This window comes from Micromonospora sp. WMMA1976, from assembly GCF_027497335.1.
GTDB classification, from domain to species: domain Bacteria; phylum Actinomycetota; class Actinomycetes; order Mycobacteriales; family Micromonosporaceae; genus Micromonospora; species Micromonospora aurantiaca.
Map to the genome: position 1 here is coordinate 1,225,868 of NZ_CP114912.1, position 22,581 is coordinate 1,248,448.

At 73.4% G+C, this 22,581-nt stretch carries 22 protein-coding genes and 1 pseudogene; 18 read left to right on the forward strand and 5 right to left on the reverse strand.

Annotated features, from left to right (window positions below; all coding sequences use genetic code 11):
* Window positions 1-5 precede the first annotated feature (5 nt).
* From O7546_RS05845 to O7546_RS05890, 10 genes and pseudogenes are all read left to right on the forward strand, one after another.
* A pseudogene (locus O7546_RS05845) lies at window positions 6-342 on the forward strand (YlxR family protein).
* 93 nt (window positions 343-435) lie between these two features.
* Window positions 436-3,441 (forward strand): translation initiation factor IF-2, encoded by a 3,006-nt coding sequence (gene infB / locus O7546_RS05850; RefSeq protein WP_069089329.1) that lies wholly within the window; start codon window positions 436-438, stop codon window positions 3,439-3,441.
* 82 nt (window positions 3,442-3,523) lie between these two features.
* A complete protein-coding gene (locus O7546_RS05855) occupies window positions 3,524-4,567 on the forward strand; it encodes an SAM-dependent methyltransferase (RefSeq protein ID WP_281600578.1) in 1,044 nt (347 codons plus the stop codon).
* A 41-nt stretch (window positions 4,568-4,608) separates the two neighbouring features.
* The gene (locus O7546_RS05860) at window positions 4,609-4,902 is read left to right on the forward strand and encodes a DUF503 domain-containing protein (RefSeq protein WP_194799788.1); all 294 of its coding nucleotides are present in this window, start codon (window positions 4,609-4,611) and stop codon (window positions 4,900-4,902) included.
* Window positions 4,903-5,083: 181 nt separating this feature from the next.
* Complete coding sequence (gene rbfA / locus O7546_RS05865; protein ID WP_194799789.1) at window positions 5,084-5,572, forward strand: 30S ribosome-binding factor RbfA; 489 nt, start codon at window positions 5,084-5,086, stop codon at window positions 5,570-5,572.
* Entirely contained in the window at window positions 5,569-6,582 is a 1,014-nt protein-coding gene (locus tag O7546_RS05870) for a bifunctional oligoribonuclease/PAP phosphatase NrnA (protein ID WP_269696309.1), read from the forward strand. Before rbfA ends, O7546_RS05870 begins: the two co-directional genes overlap by 4 nt.
* Window positions 6,583-6,717: 135 nt before the next feature.
* Window positions 6,718-7,125: a hypothetical protein gene (locus O7546_RS05875; RefSeq protein ID WP_194799791.1), complete on the forward strand. Its 408-nt coding sequence runs from the start codon at window positions 6,718-6,720 to the stop codon at window positions 7,123-7,125.
* Window positions 7,125-7,334, forward strand: coding sequence for a DUF6186 family protein (locus O7546_RS05880; protein ID WP_175438725.1), 210 nt, complete (start codon window positions 7,125-7,127; stop codon window positions 7,332-7,334). The genes O7546_RS05875 and O7546_RS05880 overlap by 1 nt, the downstream gene beginning before the upstream one ends.
* A 551-nt stretch (window positions 7,335-7,885) precedes the next feature.
* Complete coding sequence (locus O7546_RS05885; RefSeq protein ID WP_269696310.1) at window positions 7,886-8,395, forward strand: adenylate kinase; 510 nt, start codon at window positions 7,886-7,888, stop codon at window positions 8,393-8,395.
* A 47-nt stretch (window positions 8,396-8,442) separates the two neighbouring features.
* Complete coding sequence (locus O7546_RS05890) at window positions 8,443-9,762, forward strand: MATE family efflux transporter (protein ID WP_194799792.1); 1,320 nt, start codon at window positions 8,443-8,445, stop codon at window positions 9,760-9,762.
* 6 nt (window positions 9,763-9,768) lie between these two features.
* Here the strand turns inward: O7546_RS05890 and O7546_RS05895 are convergent, their stop codons facing one another.
* The 3 genes from O7546_RS05895 to O7546_RS05905 form a co-directional block, all read right to left on the reverse strand.
* Window positions 9,769-10,710 carry a hypothetical protein gene (locus O7546_RS05895; protein ID WP_194799793.1) on the reverse strand — a complete coding sequence of 314 codons (942 nt, stop codon included), beginning with the start codon at window positions 10,708-10,710 and terminating at the stop codon, window positions 9,769-9,771.
* Window positions 10,711-10,794: 84 nt separating this feature from the next.
* Window positions 10,795-11,094 (reverse strand): hypothetical protein, encoded by a 300-nt coding sequence (locus O7546_RS05900; protein WP_194799794.1) that lies wholly within the window; start codon window positions 11,092-11,094, stop codon window positions 10,795-10,797.
* A 43-nt stretch (window positions 11,095-11,137) separates the two neighbouring features.
* Complete coding sequence (locus O7546_RS05905) at window positions 11,138-12,133, reverse strand: hypothetical protein (protein ID WP_281600579.1); 996 nt, start codon at window positions 12,131-12,133, stop codon at window positions 11,138-11,140.
* Window positions 12,134-12,241: 108 nt separating this feature from the next.
* Here O7546_RS05905 and truB point away from each other — a divergent pair, with 108 nt between their 5' ends.
* The 7 genes from truB (at window position 12,242) to O7546_RS05940 (ending at window position 19,974) form a co-directional block, all read left to right on the forward strand.
* On the forward strand, window positions 12,242-13,126 hold the full coding sequence (gene truB, locus O7546_RS05910) for a tRNA pseudouridine(55) synthase TruB (protein WP_194799796.1): 885 nt from the start codon (window positions 12,242-12,244) through the stop codon (window positions 13,124-13,126).
* Between the two features lie 32 nt (window positions 13,127-13,158).
* Window positions 13,159-14,085: a bifunctional riboflavin kinase/FAD synthetase gene (locus O7546_RS05915; protein ID WP_013284677.1), complete on the forward strand. Its 927-nt coding sequence runs from the start codon at window positions 13,159-13,161 to the stop codon at window positions 14,083-14,085.
* Between the two features lie 182 nt (window positions 14,086-14,267).
* Window positions 14,268-14,537, forward strand: coding sequence for a 30S ribosomal protein S15 (gene rpsO / locus O7546_RS05920; protein WP_013284678.1), 270 nt, complete (start codon window positions 14,268-14,270; stop codon window positions 14,535-14,537).
* A 220-nt stretch (window positions 14,538-14,757) separates the two neighbouring features.
* Window positions 14,758-17,124, forward strand: coding sequence for a polyribonucleotide nucleotidyltransferase (locus O7546_RS05925; protein WP_269696314.1), 2,367 nt, complete (start codon window positions 14,758-14,760; stop codon window positions 17,122-17,124).
* A gap of 121 nt (window positions 17,125-17,245) precedes the next feature.
* Window positions 17,246-18,613 carry a pitrilysin family protein gene (locus O7546_RS05930; RefSeq protein WP_194799798.1) on the forward strand — a complete coding sequence of 456 codons (1,368 nt, stop codon included), beginning with the start codon at window positions 17,246-17,248 and terminating at the stop codon, window positions 18,611-18,613.
* 111 nt (window positions 18,614-18,724) lie between these two features.
* Window positions 18,725-19,429 carry a 4-hydroxy-tetrahydrodipicolinate reductase gene (gene dapB, locus O7546_RS05935; protein WP_281601143.1) on the forward strand — a complete coding sequence of 235 codons (705 nt, stop codon included), beginning with the start codon at window positions 18,725-18,727 and terminating at the stop codon, window positions 19,427-19,429.
* 77 nt (window positions 19,430-19,506) lie between these two features.
* The gene (locus tag O7546_RS05940) at window positions 19,507-19,974 is read left to right on the forward strand and encodes a GNAT family N-acetyltransferase (protein WP_194799800.1); all 468 of its coding nucleotides are present in this window, start codon (window positions 19,507-19,509) and stop codon (window positions 19,972-19,974) included.
* A gap of 185 nt (window positions 19,975-20,159) precedes the next feature.
* On the opposite strand, the gene O7546_RS05945 is transcribed toward O7546_RS05940, so the two are convergent.
* Complete coding sequence (locus tag O7546_RS05945; RefSeq protein ID WP_269696316.1) at window positions 20,160-20,744, reverse strand: GNAT family N-acetyltransferase; 585 nt, start codon at window positions 20,742-20,744, stop codon at window positions 20,160-20,162.
* Window positions 20,745-20,779: 35 nt separating this feature from the next.
* On the opposite strand from O7546_RS05945, the gene O7546_RS05950 reads away from it, so the two are divergent.
* Complete coding sequence (locus O7546_RS05950; RefSeq protein WP_281600580.1) at window positions 20,780-22,084, forward strand: glycosyltransferase family 87 protein; 1,305 nt, start codon at window positions 20,780-20,782, stop codon at window positions 22,082-22,084.
* Here O7546_RS05950 and O7546_RS05955 read toward each other — a convergent pair.
* A complete protein-coding gene (locus tag O7546_RS05955) occupies window positions 21,989-22,534 on the reverse strand; it encodes a GNAT family N-acetyltransferase (protein ID WP_281600581.1) in 546 nt (181 codons plus the stop codon). The two genes, O7546_RS05950 and O7546_RS05955, sit on opposite strands and share 96 nt — an antisense overlap.
* Between the last annotated feature and the right edge of the window lie 47 nt (window positions 22,535-22,581).

A 22,581-nucleotide genomic window follows, 5' to 3' on the forward strand; every position in this document is an offset into this window, starting at 1 on the left:
TCTCAGTGGTACGACGCGCGCTGCCGGAGCGCACCTGTGTGGGCTGCCGGAAGCGAGCGCCGGCCAGCGAGTTGTTGCGGGTCGTCGCGATCGGTGACGAGGCTGGTCACACCAGTCTCCGGCCCGATCCGGCCCGCAGACTGCCGGGTCGGGGAGCGAACATGCACCCTGATCCGGCCTGCTTCGCGCAGGCGTTGCGGCGTCGCGCCTTCGGGCGAGCACTGCGCCTCACCGGGGTCCCCGACCACGGTGCGCTTGCGGAGCACGTCGACGCGCAACCCCCGACGACCGGTCAAGCCCGACCGGTCGAGGGTCGCTAGCAAGGTAGGACGACCGACATGAGCACACGATGAAGTCCCTGAAATGACCAGGCTTCAAGTGCACGAGTGAGGTCGCTGCGGGTGCTGCCCGCACGACCTCGGAGTGAGGAGTGCAGTGGCAGGAAAGGCCCGCGTACACGAGCTCGCCAAGGAGCTCGGGGTCGAAAGCAAGACCGTTCTCGCCAAGCTCAAGGAAATGGGCGAGTTCGTGAAGTCCGCGTCCAGCACCGTCGAGGCGCCCGTCGCCCGGCGGCTGCGTAGCGCGTTCGTCGCCGGTTCGTCGGCGCCAGCCGGCCCGCCGGCTGCCGCGCCCAGTGGCCCGGCACCGACCCCGACGCCCACCCCGACCCCGGGTGCCCCCCGGGTCTCGGCCAAGCCGATGCCGCCCCGGCGTCCGGCCGCGCCGACCCCTGGACCGAAGCCCAAGGGCCCGGTCCCCGGCCCGCCGCAGCCGGCGACTCCGGTCGCCAAGCCGGCGAGCGCGCACGACATCGAAGTGGCGGCCGCCGAGGCGCGTGCCGCCGCGCTCAAGGCTGAGCAGGAGGCCGCGGTCAAGGCCGCCCAGGCCGCCCGCCAGCAGCAGCGCGAGACCGTACGCCGGGAGCCCCCGGCCGAGGGCGGTCCCCGCCCGGGTCCGCGTCCCGGCCCGAACGCCATGCCGCCGCGTCCGGGTTCCCCGGCCGCCGGTCGTCCCGGCGGTCCGGGTCAGGGTCAGGGCCCCGGTGCCCGGCCCGGCGGTCGTCCGCCGGCGCGCGGCGCCGGTAACAACCCGTTCGGCATCCAGGGCGGCCAGCAGCAGCGGCCCCCGGCCGCCGGTGCGGGCGGTCCCCGTCCCAGCCCGGCCGGCATGCCGCCGCGGCCCAGCCCGGCGTCGATGCCGCCGCGGCCGAGCCCGGCCTCGATGCCGAGCCAGCGTCCGACCACCGGCCGTCCCGGCGGCCCCGGTGGCGGTCGTGGCGGACCCGGCGGTGGCGCCGGTCGTCCCGGTGGCGGTGGCGGTGGCTACCGCGGTGGACCCGGTGGTGGCGGCGGTGGCGGTGGCTACCGTGGCGGTCCCGGTGGTGGCGGCGGTGGCGGTGGCTACCGTGGCGGTCCCGGTGGTGGCGGCGGTGCTCCCGGCGGTGGTTTCCGTCCGGGTGGTCCCGTCGGCGGCGGTGGCCGTCCCGGCGGCGGCGGCCGTGGTCGTGGCGGTGGCGCGGCGGGTGCCTTCGGGCGTCCCGGCGGCCGGCCGACCCGCGGTCGCAAGTCCAAGAAGCAGCGCAGACAGGAGTTCGACAACCTGTCGGCCCCGACCATGTCCTCGGGCGCGCCCCGCGGTCAGGGTCAGGTCGTCCGGTTGTCCCGTGGCGCCTCGCTGTCGGACTTCGCCGACAAGATCAACGCCAACCCGGGTTCGCTGGTCCAGGAGATGTTCAACCTGGGCGAGATGGTGACGGCGACCCAGTCGTGCTCCGACGAGACCCTGCAGCTGCTGGGTGAGCACCTCGGCTTCGACGTGCAGATCGTCAGCCCGGAGGACGAGGACCGCGAGCTGCTCGCGCAGTTCAACATCGACCTCGACGCCGAGGTCGCGGCGGACCGCCTGGTCAGCCGTGCGCCGGTCGTGACCGTCATGGGTCACGTCGACCACGGTAAGACCAAGCTGCTCGACGCGATCCGTAAGGCGAACGTGGTGGCCGGCGAGGCGGGTGGCATCACCCAGCACATCGGCGCCTACCAGGTCCACGTCCCGCACGAGGGCGAGGACCGCGCGGTGACGTTCATCGACACCCCGGGTCACGAGGCGTTCACCGCCATGCGTGCCCGTGGTGCCCAGGTCACGGACATCGTGATCCTGGTGGTCGCGGCCGACGACGGCGTCATGCCGCAGACCATCGAGGCGCTCAACCACGCCAAGGCGGCGGACGTGCCGATCGTGGTCGCGGTCAACAAGGTCGACAAGCCCGAGGCGAACCCGGACAAGGTCCGCCAGCAGCTGACCGAGTACGGCCTGGTCGCCGAGGAGTACGGCGGCGACACCATGTTCGTCAACGTGGCGGCCAAGCCCGGTATCGGCATCGAGGAACTGCTCGAGGCCGTGCTGCTGACCGCCGACGCGTCGCTGGAGCTGACCGCTCCGATCGACGGGCCGGCGCAGGGTGTCGCGATCGAGGCGCACCTGGACAAGGGCCGTGGCGCGGTGGCGACCGTGCTGGTGCAGAAGGGCACCCTGCGTGCCGGTGACTCGATCGTCGCCGGTGGGGCGCACGGCCGGGTCCGGGCCATGCTGGACGAGAACGGCAAGCCGGTCGACGAGGCCGGTCCGGCCCGTCCGGTCATGGTGCTGGGTCTGACCACGGTGCCGGGTGCGGGTGACACCTTCCTGGCCGCCGAGGACGACCGCACCGTGCGGCAGATCGCCGAGCAGCGGCAGGCACGGCGGCGGGCGGCGTCGTTCGCCAACTCCCGTGGCCGGGCCACTCTCGAGACGCTCATGGAGCAGCTCAAGGAGGGCGAGAAGACCTCGCTCAACCTGGTGCTCAAGGGCGATGTCTCCGGTTCCGTGGAGGCGCTCGAGGACGCGCTGTTCAACCTCGACATCCCGGAGGAGGTCCAGCTTCGGATCATCCACCGGGGCGTGGGCGCGATCACCGAGAGCGACGTCATGCTCGCGAGCGCCTCGTCCGAGGCGGTCACGATCATCGGCTTCAACGTGCGGGCCTCGAACAAGGTCCGCGAGATGGCCGACCGCGAGGGCGTGGAGATCCGGTACTACACCGTCATCTACCAGGCCATCGAGGAGATCGACGCCGCGCTCAAGGGTCTGCTCAAGCCGGAGTACGAGGAGGTCGAGCTGGGCACCGCGGAGATCCGCGACGTCTTCCGCTCGTCCAAGATCGGCAACATCTCCGGCTGTATCGTCCGGTCCGGCCTCATCCGCCGCAACGCCAAGGCGCGGCTGCTGCGGGACGGCGCGGTCGTGGCGGACAACCTCACGATCAGCTCCTTGAAGCGGTTCAAGGACGACGCGACCGAGGTCCGCGAGGGCTTCGAGTGTGGTCTGACGCTGGGCGGTTACAACAACGTCCAGGTCGGCGACGTCATCGAGACGTTCGAGATGCGCGAGAAGCCGCGCGCCTGACGACCACGCGTACGACCGGCCGGCGGCCGGGGCCTTCGGGCCCCGGCCGTCGCCGTTTCCCCAGGCTGCGACAATTTCCGGCGTGATCCGGTACGCACTGCTCCTCGCCCCCTCCGCCAACCGCGTCTACGCCGACGCGGCGGCCCGGCTGGCCCGCGCCGAACTGGCCGTGTTCGCCGGATCGGGCGTGCTGGACGCCGTACCGGCCGACGCGGAGGTGACGCGGATCGGCGGGGTGGAGTACCTGACGTTCACCGCCCCCGAGCCCGGGCTCGGCGAGCGGGACCTGGCCCACCTGGCGAACCTGTCGGCCGCGTACGCGCTGTTCGAGCGCGTCGGCGACGACCTGCTGCGGCCGGTGCCGCTGCGCCCGCTGGCCCGGTACGACTCCGACCTGATCACCATCCCCAAGTACGCCGGCAAGACCAACGAGCAGTTCACCCGGCTGCTGCTCAACGTCACGGTGCTCGCCTCCGCCTCCGCGCCGCGGATGCTGGACGGGCCGGTGGTGGTGCTGGACCCGCTCTGCGGCCGGGGCACCACGCTCAACCAGGCGCTGATGTACGGCTACGACGGCATCGGCATCGAGCGTGACAGTCAGGACGTGGAGGCGTACGCGGCGTTCCTGCGTACCTGGCTGCGCCGCAAGCGGCTCAAGCACACCGCCGAGTCGACGTCGGTGCGCCGGGACCGCAAGCTGGTCGCCCGCCGCTTCGAGGCCGTCGTCGCACCGTCGCGGGACGAGCACCGGGCCGGGGCCACCCAGCGGGTCACCGTGCTGAACACCGACACCACCCGGGCCCGGGAGGCGTTGCGCGTCCGCTGCGCGGACGTGATCGTCACCGACGCGCCGTACGGGGTGGCGCACGGCAGCCGTACCGGCCAGGGGTTGTCCCGCAGCCCGCTGGAGCTGCTCACCGCGGCCGTGCCGGTGTGGCGGGAGCTGCTGCGCCCCGGCGGCGCGATCGGGCTGTCCTGGAACACCCACGTGGCGCCGCGGGCGCAGGCGGAGGCGGTGCTGGCCGCCGCCGGGCTGCGGGTGCTCGACGGCCCCGGCTTCGGTGACTTCGCCCACCGGGTCGACCAGGCGATCGAGCGGGACGTGCTGGTGGCCGTCGCGCCTTAATCGCGTGCCGGGCCGGGCCGCCCGGCGTACCGTTGCTCGCCGTGTATACCGGAACCGCACTGTTCGACCTGTTGCTCCCGGGTGACTCCCGGTCCCTGAAGGCCAAGCGGTCCTACGTCCGGCCGATCGTCGCCGCGCTGCGCAAGTTCGAGGTCTCCGCCGCCGAGGTGGGGGCGCTGGACCTGCACGGCCGGGCCGAGATCGGGGTGGCGGTGGTGGCCGCCGAGCCGGCCCACGTCCGCGAGGTGCTCGACTCCTGTGAGCGGCTGGTCGCCGCCCGCCCGGAGACCGAGCTGCTGTCGGTGCGCCGTCGCCTGTACGGCGCGGACGACTGACGGCGCGTCGCGCCGCACTCCGGCCGTGCCGCGCGACGGCCGGCGGCGCGCGGGTAATGTTCTTCAGCGTTGGGCGGTCGGACCCGGCGGCGCCCACGCGCCCGCCGTCTCCGGCCGACGGCCCGGGTCACATGATGATCCGGCGTCGTCATGGGTACAGGTGATCCCGGAGGTGGGGGACATGACGGATCAGGCAAAGGTTCGCCGGCACGCGGAGCGCATCCGGGAACTCGTCGCGTCGGTGGTGCGCAGCCAGATCAAGGACCCCCGGCTCGGCATGATCACGATCACCGACGCCCGGATCACCGCCGACCTGCGCGACGCCACCGTCTTCTACACGGTGCTCGGCGACGCGGCGGCCCAGGCGAGCACCGCCGCCGCGCTGGAGAGCGCCAAGGGCATGCTGCGCAGCACCGTCGGCAAGGCACTCGGGCTGCGGCACTCGCCGACGCTGACCTTCGTCCTGGACGACGTGCAGGACCAGGTCAAGCACATCGACGACCTGCTGGCCGCGGCGCGTACCGCCGACGCCGAGGTGCAGCGGCTGGCCGCCAAGTCCGCGTACGCGGGCGACGCCCAGCCGTACCGGGTCGAGGACGACGAGGACGCCGACGACGCCTCGGCGGAGGACGAGGACGACGACGAGCCGCGCGCCGGCGAGCGCCGGTGACCGAGGCGGCCGGGCCCACCGAGACCGCGTGGGCGGCCGCCGTCGCGGCGGTACGCGACCTCCCCGCCGACGCGCGGGTGCTGCTGATCTGCCACGTGAACCCGGACGGGGACGCGCTGGGCAGCATGCTCGGCTTCGGGCTGGGCCTGCGCCGGCTCGGTGTCCGCGATCTCCAGGCCACCTTCCCCGGCCCGCCGGAGGTGCCCGAGCCGTTCCGGTGGATGCCCGGCATGGACCTGCTGGTGCCGCAGGACGACGCGTACCCGGCTCCGGACCTGGTTATCTGCTTCGACGCGGCGAGCGAGTCCCGGCTGGGCGAGCTGGCCGACCGGCTGGACACGGCGGGCGTCTCGCTGGTGCTCGACCACCACGCCTCGAACAGCGGCTTCGGCCGGATCAGCCTGGTCGACCCGCACGCCGCCGCCACCTCGGTGGTCGCGCTGGAGCTGCTGGACCGGCTCGGCATCACGCTGGACGCGGAGATCGCGACCGGGCTGTACGTCGCGCTCACCACCGACACCGGCTCGTTCCGGTTCGAGGCGACCACCCCTGCGGTGCACGAGACGGCGGCGCGCCTGATCGCGACCGGCATCCGGCCCGGCGACATCTCCCGGCGGATCTTCGACACCCGCCCGTTCGGCGCCGTCCGCCTCTTCGGCGAGGTGCTGGGCCGGGCCGCGCTGGAACCGGCGGCCGCCGCCGGGCACGGGCTCGTCTGGACGTACGCCACCCGCGAGGACCTGGTCCGCCACGACCAGCCCGCGTACGTGCTGGAGGCGCTGATCGACTCCGTGCGCTGCACCGCCGAGGCGGACGTGAGCTGTGTGGTCAAGCAGGCCGGCGAGGCCGAGTGGGCGGTGTCGCTGCGCAGCAAGGGCGCGGTGGACGTGAGCCGGGTGGCGGTGGCGCTCGGCGGCGGCGGGCACCGGTTCGCGGCCGGCTTCACCGGGCGGGGATCGCTCGACGAGGTGGTCGGCCGGATCCGTGCCGAACTCGCTGCCGCCCCTTAAGGACGGATTGTCCCTTAATCTCCGTGGTGCCGAGGCGTGGCGGCACACCGAGATGTGAGCTGATCGGCGGCTTTTCCGGGGATTACGAGGCGTGCCAGCCTTTCCGCCGTGCGTGACGCTGGGGACAATCGGGTGATGGATCATCCCCGTGAGCTCACCGTCGAGGCGCCCCGGGCCTGGGACCGGCCAGTCGTATCCGTGCCGGTGCTGATCTGCCTGTCCCTGGTCGGCGGCCAGCTGCCGTCCTTCTCGACCGCGGCGAATCTCTACATCCTCACCACCGGCGGCGGGTTGATCTGGGTCGGGCTGAGCAACCGGGTGCCTCGGCGACCGGCGCCGCGCCGGCTGCCGTCGGTCGCGCTCTGGTGGCTGGTCCCGGTGACCGTCTTCGGGGTCTTCGAGGGGGCGACGTTCGTGATGGCGGCGGGCGACGACTTCCCCACCTTCTCCCGGCTGGCCGATCCGCTGCTGGAGGACAATCTGGCCCGGTCGGCGGCCTGGTTCGCGTGGCTGTCCGCGTTCTGGGGACTGGTGCGCCGATGATGCGGGCACTGGCGATCGGCGGGTTCGGAGTCTCGATCGTGCTGTTCGCCGTGGTCGAGTGGGCCGCGCGCCGGGAGGGGTCGCGGATCCCGTCGCTGGCCGACGTCTGCGCGTTCGTGATGCGGTACGAGGTGGGCCCGGTGCCGGTCGGCCGGATCGGGCTGTTCGGTTTCTGGTGGTGGCTGGGCTGGCACTTCCTGGCGCGCTGACAGCGGCCGGCCGAGCGGGACGATGACGTTGATCTTTCCGCATTTCGGGAACTGTGGGCAGTATCCGGAAAGTGAACGTTAATTTGGGTGCGGGATCGGCGCTTCGCGGCGCTGGTCACGGGCGGTGGTGCCGCACCCGGCGCCGCCTCCCTCCAGGGTCGGACCGACCCCGGGCTCCCGCTGCCAGGCGAGCCGCTCCGGTGATCCCGGACCGCTGCCAGGCGCTCAGCCGCCGACGACTTCCGGTCGCGGCGCGATTCGCCGTCGCGCCGATCCGGAGCGCCGGGCGCCCGTAGGGCCGCCACGTCCCGGTGGTCCGCACCCTGGAAGGACCTCAGATGCCCAGCAAGCGCAAGCCGCAGACCGAGACCACCACCGACGAGGCGCGCGAGCAGATGCGCCGCGCGCTGCAGACCTCGATGGACACCCGTCAGTGACGGACGCCGTCCGGCGGTGACGCCGGCCGGGCCTGCGGTCCACACCCCGGCCCGACGCCGACGTCACCGCCGCTCGGGGCGCATCGCCGCCCCGCGCGCCGTTACCGTCGCCCGGTGAGACGCATCCTCGTGGTCGGCAGCTCCGGCGCCGGCAAGAGCACGCTCGCCGGTGAACTGGCCCGGCGACTCGACCTTCCCCTGATCCACCTCGACCGGCACTACTGGCGCCCCGGCTGGACCGCCTCCGCCCAGGCCGACTTCCGCGCCGAGGTAGCAGCGCTCGCCGCCCGCCCGGCCTGGGTGATGGACGGCAACTACGCGAGCACGCTCGACCTGCGGCTGCCCCGCGCCGACCTGCTGGTGCTCTGCGACACCTCCCGGCCGCGCTGCCTCGTCCGGATCGTCCGCCGCCGGTGGGCGCATCGCGCCGCGTCCCGCCCCGACCGGCCCGAGGGCTGCCCGGAGCGGCTCGATCTCGACTTCCTGCCCGACGTCTGGCGTTACCCCCGCGACTCCCGGCCCCGGGTGCTGGCCGCGCTGTCCGAGCACGCCCCCGGGCTGCCGGTGCGCCGTCTGCGCGGGCGCCGTGACACGGCCCGGTTCCTGGCCGACGTGAGTAAGTAGTCCGCCGCCTTGCGGACCTTACCGGGCGCGTGCCAGGATCGGCGGCGATGAGCACCACCGCCACCCCCGTCACCGCCTCACCGCGGCGGATCGCCGCGCTCGCGCTCCCAGCCCTCGTGGTGCTGGCCGCCGAGCCGCTCTACGTCCTCGTCGACACCGCTGTGGTCGGTCACCTGGGCCGGGTGCCGCTGGCCGCGCTCGCCGTCGGCGGCACCGTCATGACGCTCACCGCCTGGGTCGGCACCGTCGTCGCGTACGGCACCACCGGCCGCTCGGCCCGTCGGTTCGGAGCGGGGGACCGGGCCGCCGCGGTGGCCGAGGGCGTCCAGGCGTCCTGGCTCGCGCTGGCCACCGGAGTGCTGGTGGCGATCGCCATCGGCATCGGCGGCGGCGCGCTGGCGCGTACCCTCGTCGGCGGCCCCGGCGAGGTGGCCGACGCCGCCGCCGGATGGCTGCGGATCGCGGCCCTCGGCGCGCCCGGCCTGCTGCTCGCCGCCGCCGGCAACGGCTGGCTGCGCGGCATCCAGGACACCCGCCGCCCGCTGCTGTTCGTGCTCGGCCCGAACCTGCTCTCCGCGGTGCTCTGCCCGCTGCTGGTCTATCCGGCCGGGCTCGGCCTGGTCGGCTCGGCGGTGGCGAACGCGATCGCGCAGACGCTCTCCGGTGTCCTGTTCGCGGCGGCGCTCGTGCGCGAGCGGGTCTCGCTGCGCCCCCGGCCCCGGGTGATCGGTCAGCAGCTCGTGCTCAGCCGGGACCTGCTCGTGCGTGGTGTCGCGTTCCAGGCCAGCTTCCTGTCCGCCACCGCCGTCGCGGCCCGCTTCGGGGCTGCCGCGGTCGGCGCGCACCAGATCGCCCTGCAACTGTGGTTCTTCACCGTGCTGGTGCTCGACGCGCTGGCCATCGCCGCGCAGTCGCTGGTCGGCGCCGCGCTCGGCGGCGGCGACGCGGCGGCCGCGCGGTTCCTGGCCCGCCGCGTCGCGTTGCTCGGCGGGCTGTGCGGCGTGGCGTTCGCGGTGCTGATCGCCGCCGGCGCCGGCGTGGTGCCGTCGTGGTTCAGCTCCGATCCGCAGGTACGCGAGCAGGCCATGACCGCCTGGCCCTGGTTCGTCGCGCTCCAGCCGATCGGCGGCGTGGTGTTCGCGCTCGACGGGGTGCTGATCGGCGCGGGCGACGTGCGCTACCTGCGGAACCTCACCATCGTGTGCGCGTTCGGCGGGTTCCTGCCGGCGATCTGGCTGGCGTACGGGCTGGAGCTCGGGCTGGGCGGGATCTGGGCCGGGCTGATGCTGTTCGTGGTGCTGCGGCTGGCCGGCCTGCTGCTGCGGATGCGCTCGGGCGCGTGGGCGGTGGTCGGCGCGGTGCGCTGACGCCGCTCAGCAGGGCTGGAACGAACCGGGACCGCCCATCCACGGCTCGACCACGAAGAAGCCCGCACCCAGCCGCGCGCAGTCGACGTTGCTCGTGCTCGCCTGAGCCGAGACGAGCCAGAGGCCGCGCTTCGCCGCCGGCAGCCCGTCGGGGTGGGGGACCTCCCAGACGACCCGGTCGCGAATGGTGGCGATTCCGGCCCGGCCCGGCGTCGTCCGCGGCACGTCGAACGCGTACATCCAGACGTACTCGGTGGTGATCCGCAGGAGCGGCCGGCCGTCGTCGCCGGTGACGGCCCGGTAGCGCATCTCACCCCGGACCCGGATCTCGTCGGCGCGGTCCTGCGAGCCGATCCGGGTGGCGTAGTTGAGGAACGACGAGTCCTCGAAGTCGGTACGCATCTGCGCGCGCGAGGCAGGCGCCAGCAGCGCCAGGAACGGCTCCGTGTCGCCGAGGATCATGGACAGGTCGAGCCGGGCCTGGATCAGCGCGGCCCGGACCCGGCCGAGCGCCGTGGCCACCTGGCCGGCGGTGAACGGCGGTCGCGCCGTGGCCTGCGGCAGGACGATCCCTGCCTCGCCGATCGCGAAGTCCGCGCCGAGTGTTCCGGCGAAGAGGTCGCGCGGCTCGCCCACCCGGCTGAGCGGAACCGGAGACGGGCTGGCCGAGGCCGAGGCCGCGGCGGCGGTGCCGGACCGCACGCGATCGACGGTGACCCGGCCGATCACGGCCGTGCCGCCGATCAGCACCAGGGCGAGCACCACCACGAAGGCGACGTGGCGCTTGCCGCGCTGCCGGGACCAGACCATGCGGAAGCGTTCGGCGCGGGTCAGCGGGACGTGCGTGTCCGCGCCGGTCATCCAGCTCGGCAGCCGGATCTCCTCGCCCCGCGAGGCGACGGCGTAGGGATCCGGCTCGGGTGGGGTGGTCCCGTCTTCGGTACTCATGCGGCGTTCCAGAGGGGGTGCAGGGGCAGGGGGCGCATGATCATTGCACCCGGCCGCCGATCCGGCTGTCCCGTTCCGTGCCGGTCAGATCCGCCCCTGCCGGATCGCCCACGCGAGGTAGAGCGTGCCGACGACCAGCAGCGTCGCGGTCACCAGGACGAACACGAACGCCCCGATCGCGGCCATCGTGGGATGCCGCTCGCCGAACCGGGTCCGGCCCTGCCAGGCCCAGATCCGGCGGCGCGCCGCCGCCAGCGCCGGTACGCCGTCGACCAGGTCGGACAGGCGGCGGCCGAGGGTACGGCGGGGCGGCTCCGGATTGCGCATCCAGTCCGGCAGGTCGACCCGGGCACGGTGCGGTGGCGGGGGCGGGGCGTCGCTCATCGAAAGGCTCCTACCGTGGGGCGGCGTGGTGAGGCGGGGCGGGTCAGCAGGTGTCCGGCAGGTCGACTGTCTTGTCCGGGTCGAAGACGGCGTCCGGGTCCGGGTCGGCCGGCCCGCCGAACGACGGCTTGCCGAGCTTGAGCAAGCCCTTGTCGAACGCCGCGCAATCGATGTTGGAGGCGTACGAGTCGGCCTTGTCGATCCACAGCCCGGCCGAGCTGCGGTCCACGTCGTCCGGATGCGCGACGCTCCACACCACCGTGTCGTGGACCACCACGACGCCGTCGCCCGGCTCGGTGCTCGCGGTGGGGAACGCGTACGCCCAGACGAAGTTCGTCGTCACCTCCAGCAGCCGGATGCCCTGGGAGTCCTTCGTCGCGCGGTAGCTGATCCGCCCCTTGACCCGGGGCTGGTCGGCGGTGAGCTGGGCGCCGGGTGCCAGCCGCGTCGCGTAGGTGCCCGCCTCGCCGGTGGGGAAGTCGTCGCGCAGGTCGGCCCGCGCGTCCGGGGCGAACTGGCGGACCAGCCGCTCCGGGTTCTTCGCGGTGAAGAACGTGCGGTCCAGCCGGGCGGTCACCAGCGCCGTGCGTACCTTGGCCAGCGTGTCGGCCACCTGCTTCTCGCTGAACGCGCCGGTCTGCTTGGCCCGGGGCAGCGCGATCCCCGCCGCGCCCTCCGGGAAGGCGGCCGCCGGGGTGCCGTCGAACGGGCCGGCGGCCGGCGGCGGGGACGCCGACGAGGACGCCTGCTCACCGACCGGCAGGCTGACCGTGGGGTGTTCGGCGGCCGGTTCCCGCCAGCGCTGGAAACCCTGGTAGCCGAGGCCCCCGACGAGCCCGAAGAACGCGAGCAGCACCAGCACGACCACGCCGCCGAGCAGCTTGCCGGAGTGCCCGCCGAGCGCGATCCGCAGGCGGTCGCCGCGGCCCGGCTCGACCTCCGGCGCGGGCCGGCGCAGCCACTCGGGCACCCGTCCCAGCTCGTCCTCCGTCGGACGATCGGTGGCGTACGGATCGGAGGCGGAGCGGTGATCGGTCATCGGACTTCCCGGGCAGACGGGTCGGGGGCGCACGATCTTGACACCCCGCCGAAGCTGGGCGGTATCCCCCGCAGGGCCGATCACCGGCGTCTGGCAGGCTTGGCGGTCGTGAGCACAGACGGTCTGATCGTGGTCGACAAGCCCGGCGGCATGACGTCGCACGACGTGGTGGCCCGCATCCGGCGGCTGGCCCGTACCCGCCGCGTCGGTCACGGCGGCACGCTCGACCCGATGGCCACCGGCGTCCTCGTGATCGGTGTGGGCCGGGCGACCCGGCTGCTCACGTACGTGATCGGCGCCGGCAAGAGCTACGCCGCGACGATCCGGCTGGGGCAGGTCACCGTCACCGACGACGCCGAGGGCGAGGTGGTCGCGACCACACCGGCCGGTGCGGTCACCGACGACGGGGTACGCGCCGCGCTGGCCGCCCTCACCGGCGAGATCGACCAGGTGCCGAGCGCGGTGAGCGCCATCAAGATCGACGGTCAGCGGGCGTACAAGCGGGTCCGTGACGGCGAGGCGGTCGAGCTGCCCGCCCGCCGGGTCACCGTGTCGCGGCTGGACGTGCTGGCGATCCGCCGGGACGTCCCGGACGTGGTGGACGTGGACGTGGACGTGACCTGCTCGTCCGGGACGTACATCAGGGCGCTGGCCCGCGACGCGGGCGCGGCGCTCGGCGTCGGCGGCCACCTCACCGCGCTGCGCCGGACCGCTGTGGGCGGCTTCACGCTCGACGAGGCGGCCACGCTCGACCAGCTCGAGGAGCGCGCACCGGACGTGGTGAACCTGCCGCTGGACGCCGCCGCCGCGCGGTTCTTCCCGCGCCGGGACGCGACCGCCGACGAGACCCGGGTGCTCTCCCACGGCGGGCCGCTGGCGCCGGCCGGGATCACCGGGCCGTACGCCGTCTTCGACCCGGCGGGCGGGCTGATCGCTATCGTCAGCGAGCGGGACGGTCGGGCCCGCGCGGAGATCGTGCTGGCCCCGGCCTGAACGGCGCGCGGGCGGACAGGGGGAGGAACGGCATGCAGCGGTGGCGGGGGTACGAGGCGGCGCCCGGCGGCTGGGGACGCTCGGTGGTCACCATCGGCGTCTTCGACGGCGTGCACCGGGGGCACCAGGCCACCATCGGGCACGCCGTGGCACGCGCCCGGGAGCTGGGCGTCAAGTCGGTGGTGGTGACGTTCGACCCGCACCCGGCCGAGGTGGTGCGCCCCGGCTCGCACCCGGCCGTGCTCACCGAGCCGGCGCGCAAGGCCGAGCTGATCGAGGCGCTCGGCGTGGACGTGCTCTGCGTGGTGCCGTTCACCGTCGAGTTCTCCCGGCTGCCACCCGAGGCGTTCGTGCACGACGTCCTGGTGGCGCACCTGCACGCCGCGCTGGTGGTGGTCGGCGACAACTTCCGGTTCGGGCACCGGGCCGCCGGTGACGTGCCGCTGCTGGAGCGGCTGGGCCGTACCTTCGGGTTCGCCGTCGAGGGGGCGCCGCTGGTCGCCGAGGCGGGAACGGTCTTCTCCTCCACGTACATCAGGTCCTGCGTCGACGCGGGCGACGTGGGCGCGGCGGCGGCGGCGCTCGGCCGCCCGCACCGGGTCGAGGGCGTGGTGGTCCGCGGCGACCAGCGCGGACGTGAGCTGGGTTACCCCACCGCCAACCTGCTGACCCACAGGTACGCGGCGGTGCCCGCCGACGGCGTGTACGCGGCCCGCCTGGTGCGCCGCGACGGTGAACCGCTGGCCGCGGCGGTGTCGATCGGCACCAACCCGACGTTCTCCGGCCGGGAACGGCGGGTGGAGGCGTACGCGCTGGACTTCAGCGGCGACCTGTACGGCGAGCGGCTGGCCCTGGACTTCGTGGCGCACCTGCGTGAGCAGCGGACATACGACGCGATCGAACCGCTGGTGGCCCAGATCGCCGAGGACGTGGAACGCACCCGCCGGGCGGTGCTCTGACCGGCGCGGGGGCACCTTGACCGGCCGTCCGTCCCGAGGGCTGGTAGGCTGACGGAGACGTCGGCTGACCGACGGGGGCCTCGCGTGCCTGCACGACGCCGCGGGTGCGAGGAACCGGTCCGTTGCGCCGGTCACCACGACCGCTCCGGACCTCATCGAATGACCCACGAAACAGGGAGAACATGGCGCTCGACCAGGAAGCCAAGGCCAAGATCCGCCAGGAGTACGCCACCGCCGAGGGCGACACCGGCTCGCCCGAGGTGCAGGTCGCGGTCCTGACCAAGCGGATCGCGGAGCTCACCGAGCACCTGAAGGTGCACAAGCACGACCACCACAGCCGCCGTGGGCTGCTGCTGCTGGTCGGCCGGCGCCGCCGGCTGCTGAACTACGTCCAGAAGAAGGACATCAACCGCTACCGGTCGCTCATCGAGCGGCTCGGCCTGCGCCGATGACCTGACGGGGGAGTGGCCGCCTGGCTGCTCCCCCGTTCCGGTACCACCGAAGAACCCGGCCGCGCGACACCCGAAGAGGGAGCCGGTCAGCACCGGTCTCCGGTAGTGGCCCCCGGGAATCCCGGCACGACGCCGGCCGTCCCGGGCGCTTCGATCGAAGACCGGCCGCCTGAGCAGTTCCCGTGTCGTCGGCCGACGACGCGAAGGAGCACCACAGCACATGACCGAGACCAACCTCGGCACCGAATCCCGCACCGCGGTGATCGACAACGGGGCCTTCGGCACCCGTGAGATCACCTTCTCCACCGGCCGTCTGGCCCGCCAGGCCGCCGGCTCCGTCGTCGCCCAGCTCGGCGAGACGGTCGTCCTCTCCGCGACCACTGCCGGCAAGCAGCCGCGCGAGTCGTTCGACTTCTTCCCGCTGACCGTGGACGTCGAGGAGCGGATGTACGCCGCGGGCCGCATCCCCGGCTCGTTCTTCCGCCGCGAGGGCCGGCCCAGCGAGGACGCCATCCTCACCTGCCGGCTGATCGACCGGCCGCTGCGCCCGTCGTTCGTCAAGGGCCTGCGCAACGAGGTCCAGGTCGTCGAGACCGTGCTGGCACTCGACCCGCAGCACCCGTACGACGTAGTGGCGATCAACGCCGCCTCGATGTCGACCAAGCTGTCCGGCCTGCCGTTCTCCGGCCCGATCGGCGCGACCCGGGTCGCGCACGTCGACGGCCAGTGGGTCGCCTTCCCGACCCTGGAGGAGCTCGAGCGGGCCACCTTCGACATGGTCGTGGCCGGCCGCACCCTGGCGGACGGCGAGGTCGCGATCATGATGGTCGAGGCCGAGGCCACCCCGAACGCCGTGACCCTGATCTCGGGCGGCGCGACCGCGCCGACCGAGGAGATCGTGGCCAGCGGCCTGGAGGCCGCCAAGCCGGCCATCCGCGAGCTGTGCCGGGCGCAGAGCGAGCTGGCCGAGGTGGCCGCCAAGCCGGTCGCCGAGTTCCCGATCTTCCTGGACTATCAGGACGACGCGTACGACGCGGTGGCCGAGGTGGCCCGCGCCGAGGTCGCCGAGGCGCTGAAGATCGCCGGCAAGGCCGACCGCGAGGAGGCCCTGGACCGGATCAAGGCCAAGGTCGCCGACGAGCTGACCGGCCGGTTCGAGGGCCGCGAGAAGGAGCTCTCCGCCGCGTTCCGGTCGCTGACCAAGTCCGAGGTCCGCAACCGGGTGCTGCGCGAGCAGGTCCGCATCGACGGCCGCGGCCCGCGTGACATCCGTCCGCTGACCGCCGAGGTCGGCGTGCTGCCGCGGGTGCACGGCTCGGCGCTGTTCGAGCGCGGCGAGACCCAGATCCTGGGCGTCACCACGCTGAACATGCTGCGCATGGAGCAGATGGTGGACACGCTGTCGCCGGAGAACCGCAAGCGCTACATGCACAACTACAACTTCCCGCCGTACTCGACCGGTGAGACCGGCCGGGTCGGCTCGCCGAAGCGGCGCGAGATCGGCCACGGTGCGCTCGCCGAGCGGGCGCTGATCCCGGTGCTGCCCTCGCGCGAGGAGTTCCCGTACGCCATCCGGCAGGTCTCCGAGGCGCTCGGCTCCAACGGCTCCACCTCGATGGGTTCGGTCTGCGCCTCGACGCTGGGCCTGCTCTCGGCCGGTGTGCCGCTGAAGGCGCCGGTCGCCGGCATCGCCATGGGCCTCATCTCCGACGAGGTCGACGGCAAGACCCAGTACGTGACGCTGACCGACATCCTCGGTGCCGAGGACGCGTTCGGCGACATGGACTTCAAGGTCGCCGGCACCCGTGACTTCGTCACCGCGCTCCAGCTCGACACCAAGCTGGACGGCATCCCGTCGGACGTGCTGGCCGCCGCGCTCCAGCAGGCGCACGAGGCCCGGCAGACCATCCTCGACGTGATGCAGCGGGCCATCGAGGCGCCGGCCGAGATGTCGGACTACGCCCCGCGGGTGACCACCGTCAAGATCCCGGTCGACAAGATCGGCATGGTGATCGGCCCGAAGGGCCAGACCATCAACGCGATCCAGGACGAGACCGGCGCCGAGATCTCCATCGAGGACGACGGCACGATCTACGTCGGCGCCACGAACGGCCCGTCCGCCCAGGCCGCAGTCGACCGGATCAACGGGATCGCCAACCCGACGCTGCCCAAGGCCGGCGAGCGGTTCCTCGGCACCGTGGTGAAGACCGCCGCGTTCGGCGCCTTCATCTCGCTGCTGCCGGGCCGCGACGGCCTGCTGCACATCTCCAAGGTGGGCGACGGCAAGCGGGTCGAGAAGGTCGAGGACTACCTCAACGTCGGCGACAAGGTCGAGGTGGAGATCGCGGACATCGACGCCCGCGGCAAGATCTACCTGGACAAGGTCCGCCCGGAGGGCGCCGAGGCGCCGGCCGCCGCCGAGGGTGGCGACCGTCCGTCCGGCCGGGACCGTGGCGGCGACCGCGGCCCGCGTGACCGGGGTGACCGGGGTGACCGGGAGCGTCGTTCCGAGGGTGGCGAGCGCCGCTCCGAGGGTGGCGAGGGCGGCGGCGAGTCCCGTCCGCGTCGCCGGACCCGGCACAGCTGATCCACCGACCGGCCCGGGTGACGTCCGCGTCACCCGGGCCGGCCCACGGCTCCAGGTCGCCCGCGCGAGCTGGAGCCGTCGTACGTCCCGCCGTTCCTCGTCATCCGGAGAGCAGGTTCTCGTGAGTTCGTCAGGCGCCTCGACGGGACGGGGGGTGGCGCCGATCGGCTCGGCGGCCCGCGCGGTCACCCGTACGCTCAGCGACGACCCGCTCGGCGGCACCGTCCGCCGTACCGTGCTGCCCAGCGGGCTGCGGGTGCTCACCGAGGCGATCCCGGCGATGCGCAGCGTGTCGTTCGGCATCTGGGTGGCGGTCGGCTCCCGCGACGAGACCGGCACGCAGGCCGGTGCCGCGCACTTCCTGGAGCACCTGCTGTTCAAGGGCACCAACAAGCGCAGCGCGCTGGAGATCTCGGCGCAGATCGAGGCCGTGGGCGGCGAGACGAACGCCTTCACCACGAAGGAATACACCTGCTACTACGCGCGGGTGCTGGACGAGGACCTGCCGCTGGCCATCGACGTCATGTGCGACCTGGTCGCCGACTCGGTGCTCGCCCCCGCCGACGTGGAGACCGAACGCGGCGTCATCCTCGAAGAGATCGCCATGCACGACGACGAGCCCGGCGACGAGGTGCACGACCTGTTCGCCCGCGCCGTCTACGGCGACCACCCGCTGGGCCGGCTCATCTCCGGCACGGAGGAGACGGTCACGCCGATGACCCGGCGGCAGATCCAGAGCTTCTACCGCCGCCGCTACACCGCGCCGCAGATCGTGATCGCCGCCGCCGGCAACCTCGACCACGCCGCGGTGGTCAAGCTGGTCCGGCAGGCGCTGCGCGGCACCCCGCTGGACACCGACCCGGCGTCGCCCGCGCCGCACCGGTCGGCCACCCCGGCGGTACGCACCAAGCCGGCCACCACGCTCGTCGAGCCGAAGGAGACCGAGCAGGCGCACGTCATCCTCGGCTGCCCGGGGATCGACCGCACCGACGACCGGCGGTTCGCCCTCGGCGTGCTGAACAACGTGCTCGGCGGCGGCATGTCCAGCCGGCTGTTCCAGGAGATCCGGGAGCAGCGGGGCCTGGCGTACTCGGTCTACTCGTACGCCAGCCAGTACGCCGACAGCGGCGTGTTCGCCGTCTACGCCGGCTGCGCGCCGGGCAAGGTGGACGAGGTGCTGGACCTGACCCGTGCGGGCCTGGCGCGGGTGGCCGCCGAGGGGATCACCGAGGCGGAGCTGGCCCGGGGCAAGGGGATGAGCAAGGGCTCGTTCGTGCTCGGGCTGGAGGACACCGGCTCGCGGATGAGCCGGCTCGCCAAGGGCGAGCTGCTCTACGGCAACCTGATGCCGGTGGACGACCTGCTGTCCCGGGTGGACGCGGTGACGCTCGACGACGTGAACGCGCTCGCCGCCGACCTGCTCGGCCGGCCGATGTCCCTGGCGGTGGTCGGCCCGTTCGACTCCGGGAGCTTCGCGGTCACGAGCTGAGCGGCCCGCCGGTCCGCCGGACCCCGTGCCGGGCGCTGGGATAGGTTGTGGGCCGTGACTGAGCAGCAGAAGACGGCGGCCCGGGTCGGTGTGCTTGGTGCCCGGGGCCGGATGGGCATGGAGGTCTGCAAGGCGGTCGACTCCGCCGCCGACCTGGATCTGGTCGCTGCAGTCGACCAGGGCGACGACCTGGACGCGGTGGCCCGGGCGGGCGCCGGGGTGGTCGTCGACTTCACCACCCCCGACGCGGTCATGGACAACCTGCGCTGGTGCGTCGAGAACGGCGTGCACGCGGTGGTCGGCACCACCGGCTTCACCGAGCAGCGGCTCGCCGAGGTGCGCGGCTGGCTCGCCGACCGGCCCGGCGTGGGCGTGGTGATCGCCCCCAACTTCGGCATCGGCGCGGTGCTGATGATGCAGTTCGCGGCGCGCGCCGCCCGCTACTTCGAGTCGGTCGAGATCGTCGAGCAGCACCACCCGCGCAAGCTGGACGCGCCGAGCGGCACCGCCACCCACACGGCCCGGCTGATCGCCGCGGCCCGCGCCGAGGCCGGTCTGGGGCCCGCGCCGGACGCCACCCGCGACGAGGTGGCCGGCGCCCGCGGCGCCGACATCGACGGGGTACGCGTGCACGCGGTACGCGCCACCGGCCTGGTCGCCCACCAGGAGGTGCTGTTCGGCACCCTGGGTGAGACGCTCACCATCCGGCACGACTCGTACGACCGGGTGTCGTTCATGCCCGGCGTGCTGCTCGCGGTCCGCGAGGTGGGTCGCCGGCCCGGTCTGACGGTCGGCCTGGACGCCCTGCTCGACTGACCGGCAAAACGGTTTCCCCCGGCCCGCTGGGGGAAACCGTTTTGCCTGGTCGGGGGCGTCGACCTAGGCTACTTTCCATGATCGATTCCGGACACTCCGACCGCACCGGCCGCCGGGTGACGCTGCGCCCGGTGGACGACGACAACTGGCGGGCCGTGGCGGACGTCGCGCCGCACGACGACCAGCGCGCCTTCGTGGCCGCGCTCGCCGCCCGCTACCTGCTCCTCACGGAACGCTCGGACGTCTGGAACTCGCTGGCCGTCTACGCCGACGAGACTGTCGTCGGCCACGTCATGTGGGGCGTGGACGACGACGGGTCGCGCTGGATCGGCGGCATGGTGATCGACGCCGCCGAGCAGGGCCGGGGCCTGGGACGCGCGACGGTGCGGACGCTCGCGGACTGGCTCGCCGAGGCGGGCCGGCCGATCCGCCTCAGCTACCACCCCGACAACAAGCCCGCCGCCGCCCTCTACACGTCCCTGGGCTTCCACCCCACTGGCGTGATGGAGGACGACGAACTGGTAGCCGAACTCCTTCCCGCCTGACCCTCACCCCCGGGCTTGCCCCCGGTCGATCATGAGGTTGGCGGCCTTCTCGATCTCCCCGACTGCCGCCAACTTCATGATCGACCGGGTGAGGACGGGGGTGCGGCGGGTGGGGTGGCGGTCCTGCCCCGTGCCGGGACCGCCGGCCCACCCACGCGAGGGTGGACCGGCGAGACGAGCGGAACTCATCGCTGCGGCGGAAGATTTTCCTCCGGGACCGCCACGTGGAAGCGGAGCTGGGGGACGAGCATGTCGTCCACGTCCAGCGCCCGGGCCGCGCCGTCCGGCTCCCAGCCGGTCGAGCCGAGGAACTTGCGGGTCGCCGCGTCGGCGTCGAACGTCCACGCCACCGCCCGGGTCAGCCCGTCGGACCGCCAGTGGTCGACAGCCGCGGCGAGCAGCCGGCTGCCGTGCCCGCGCCGCCCCCACCGGGGCTCGACAAGCAGGTCCGTCACCGCCGCGACGCCCGAGCCGAGCGCCTCGGCCGGCTCGTCCGGGGCGAGCGCGTCGGCGTCGGCCGGACCGGAGGCGACGAACCCCACCAGATAGGATTGCGCCGCCTGTTCGACGGCGACCAGCACCCGGTGCGCGCCCGAGGGCGGCTCCTGCACCGCCGCACTCCACCGCCGCGCGAGGTACGCCTCGTCGAGGTTGTCGAGCACGTGCCGGGGCAGGATCCGGCGGTACGCGACCCGCCAGGTCGCGAGCTGGATGCGTGCGATCTCGCCGGCGTCCTCGGGACGCGCGGGCCGGACGTAGCCTGCAGCCATGACACGTGAGCCTACGCAGGGCGAGGAGGGTGACGGTGGCGCAGGGTGCCGGGCGGACGATCACGCAGGTCGTCGCCGTGGTGGCGCTCGCCGCGGCGGTCACCGTGTTCCTCTCCGTGGCGGCGGTGCGGCACGGCTTCTTCGACCTGCAGGTCTACTACGGCGCGCTGACGTACTGGGCGCGTGACGGCGGAGAGATCTACGACTTCCTGCGCCCCGGCACGCAGTACGGCTTCACCTACCCGCCGTTCGCCGCCCTGGTGATGCTGCCGATGGCCTACCTGCCGTGGAGCGCGGCGATCGTGGTGAGCGTGACCGCGACGGTGCTGGCGAGCGCCGTGGTGATCTGGCGGCTGCTCGACCCGGTGGCCCGCCGGTCCGGCTGGACGCGCTGGTTCGCGCTCGCTGTCGCGCTCTGCCTGGTCGCCGCGTACGAGCCGATGCGCGAGACGGTCAACTTCGGCCAGGTCAACATGCTGCTGCTCTTCCTGGTGGCGGTGGACCTGCTGTGGCTGCTGCCGGCGCGCAGCCGCTGGGCGGGCGTGGGCATCGGCCTGGCCACCGCGATCAAGCTGACGCCCGGCATCTTCATCGTCTACCTGCTGGTCACCGGCCGATGGCGGGCCGCGCTGACCACTGTCGGCACGGCTGCCGTCGCCACACTCGTGGCCGCCGGTCTCTTCCCCGACGCCTCCCGGGAGTTCTGGACCGAGGCGCTGTGGAACACCGACCGGGTCGGCGAGCTGGCGTTCGTCTCCAACCAGTCGCTGCGCGGGGTGGTGGCCCGGCTCGACCCGCAGCACCCGAGCACGATCGCCTGGCTGGCGCTCGTACTCCTGACGCTCGTGGTGTGGGCGTGGCGGTCGCGGGCGGCGGTGGCCGCCGGCGACGAGGCCACCGGCCTGGCCCTCACCGGCGCCGTGATGTGCCTGGTCAGCCCGGTGACCTGGGTGCACCACCTGGTCTGGCTGCTGCCCGGGCTGATCCTGCTCGTGGACAACGGCATGGCGGCGCCCGCGCGCAGCCGCCGGCGCCGTCTGCTGCTGGCCGCCGCCTTGATCGGGTACGCGCTGCTGTGCAGCCGGATCGTCTGGTCCTGGGAGAAGGACTTCACCGGCGTGGACGGGTTCCTCGGCAGCAACACGTACGTGTGGATCAGCCTGGCGCTGCTGCTCGGGCTACCGATCCGGCGCCGGCTCACGCCGGCCGGCGGTGGGCGTCCCGGCGACGGTGTCCCGGCCGGGTCAGCCTCCGGTGGTGTACCGCAGCTCGCGGAGCAGGATCGGGGTGCGCCCGCCGGAGAGCGGCACCGGATAGGTGGACTCCTCACCGTCCGGTAGGTGCCCGGCCCGTTCGTAGAAGCGGCGAGCCCGGGCGTTGTCGGCGAGCACCCAGAGCCGGTACCCGGTCCAGCCCCGCTCGGCCAGCCCGTCGCGAGCCGCCGCGAGCAGCGTCCGCGCGGCGCCCGAGCCCCAGTGCGCCGGCTCCAGGTAGATCGCCAGCAGCTCGCCGTGCGCCGGGTCGAGGTCGCCCCGGTCCTGGTTGTTCCGGTACGGCCCGAACGTGGTGAACCCGACGATCGTGCCGCCGTCCTCGGCGACGAGCGTGGTGAACGGGTGTTCCGGGTCGGCGGTGCCGAGGTCGCGGCGGCGCTGCGCCCAGGCGCGCGGGTTCAGCCGGGTCAGCACCTCCTCGGGCATGATCCCGGCGTACCCGGCCTGCCAGCCGTGGACGTGCACCCGGGCGATCGCCTCGGCGTCGTCCGGTTCCTCCCGGCGAATGGTGAGCACCTGTCCGTTCTATGCCCCGGCGGGCGATCGGTCCAGCCGCCGCTCCC